The sequence below is a fragment of the Paenibacillus foliorum genome, from assembly GCF_013141765.1.
In the GTDB taxonomy this organism is placed as follows: domain Bacteria; phylum Bacillota; class Bacilli; order Paenibacillales; family NBRC-103111; genus Paenibacillus_S; species Paenibacillus_S foliorum.
Window position 1 is genome coordinate 1 of the sequence record NZ_WHOD01000120.1, and the last position, 931, is coordinate 931.

At 34.5% G+C, this 931-nt stretch carries 2 protein-coding genes; one reads left to right on the forward strand and one right to left on the reverse strand.

The window, feature by feature from the left end; all coding sequences use genetic code 11:
* Positions 1-47 precede the first annotated feature (47 nt).
* Positions 48-521 carry a peptide-methionine (S)-S-oxide reductase gene (locus GC093_RS31710; protein WP_171655958.1) on the reverse strand — a complete coding sequence of 158 codons (474 nt, stop codon included), beginning with the start codon at positions 519-521 and terminating at the stop codon, positions 48-50.
* Positions 522-616: 95 nt separating this feature from the next.
* Here GC093_RS31710 and GC093_RS35610 point away from each other — a divergent pair.
* A partial coding sequence (locus GC093_RS35610) for a hypothetical protein (protein ID WP_216624973.1) occupies positions 617-931 on the forward strand: 315 nt, incomplete at its 3' end.

The following is a 931-nucleotide window of genomic DNA, read 5'->3' on the forward strand; positions in this document are numbered from 1 at the left end:
TCTTATTGAACAAACGTGTCCCGTTTTAATAAACAGTGTTCCCCTTATTATAACTTATACCTACTTAATATTTCTTCTGGAATATGACAATAATCATTTGGACATCTAGCTAATCTATCTTGATGTTCTTCTGCACTTCTCACATAGTTTGTGAGAGGTAATACTTCAACAACTATAAGGTCATAATCATTTCTCTCACTAAGAAACGCCTTCGCCTCTTTTAAGTGTTCAGGCTTTTCACTATATACTCCTGTTCTGTATTTCTCGCCAACATCCTGTCCTTGTTTATTTAAACTGTATGGATCAATGATTTCAAATAAATACCCCATTAATTCCCTGATCGTTGCAACTGTCGGATCAAATCCTGTTTTTACACATTCGGCGTACCCATCATAATCACCCTCAAGTGTGTGACTTGTTCCATTAGCTCTTCCTGCTTCTGTAAACTTAACTCCAGGTAAAGTTTTTATAAAAGCTTGTACTCCCCATAAACATCCACCTGCAAAATATACTACTTCCATATTGACTCTCCTCTTCGTTTAAAAAACCAAAAAATTCATTCCAACTAAATAGGAGGAAAAAACTGTAGTTACTTAGTCTACTACACATTAAAATAATGACAAATTTTCTTATTCCACAATATGTCCCGATTGTTGAACACAAATTAAACAACACTGTTCAACTATCCTGCCCGTTGAATAAATGTAACCAAATCGCTTTAATTTATCAAGAAGCCCTGGAAACTTATCCGGAGCTTCTTTTATTGCATAAAGCTAGTACTTATGTTGTGTTTGTCAAGAAAAACGGAACATCCTTTTATTGGGAATTAAAACATTTTAAGGAGTATATGATCCTTGGCTATACTATACAAAAAATGAACGTACTCAAGGAAGCAGTGGACTCCTTTGTACGTCCATTTAAACTATCGTTA